General features: G+C 63.9%; 1 protein-coding gene. It reads right to left on the bottom strand.

Annotated elements, in window-relative coordinates:
- Nucleotides 1–23: 23 nt before the first annotated feature.
- On the bottom strand, nucleotides 24–440 hold a 417-nt coding region (locus tag M3650_RS31325; protein ID WP_251580266.1), incomplete at its 5' end, for a carbohydrate ABC transporter permease.

Below are 440 nucleotides of genomic sequence, written 5' to 3'. Positions count from 1 at the left end.
GGAGATACGGGAACGGTGCGGCATCAGCAATCCACCTTCTTGTCGAGGAACTTGAACTGGAGGAGCGTGAACGCGAACACGAACACGAACAGCACGACGCCCAGGGCCGAGGCGATGCCGAAGTTGGCGCTGCCGGCGTTGAACGCCGCGGTGTAGATGTTGTAGGTGATGGTGGTGGTGGCCGAGCCGGGGCCGCCTTTGGTGAGGATGCTGATCTGGGCGAAGGCCTGGAGCGTCCCGATGCAGGCCGTTATGGCGACGTAGAACAGCGTCGGTGCGATGAGCGGCACCACCATCGACCACTGGATGCGGGCCTCGCTGGCACCGTCAACGCGCGCCGCCTCGAGAATCTCCGGGTCCACGCCGTCGATGGCGGAGCAGATCAGGATCAGGTCGAAGCCGAGCCCCGTCCAGATGGTGACCATGATGATGGTGGGGAA

This window comes from Paenibacillus sp. MER TA 81-3, from assembly GCF_023713585.1.
Lineage (GTDB): Bacteria > Bacillota > Bacilli > Paenibacillales > Paenibacillaceae > Paenibacillus_B > Paenibacillus_B profundus.
This window is presented reverse-complemented; position numbering and strand designations above follow the sequence as displayed.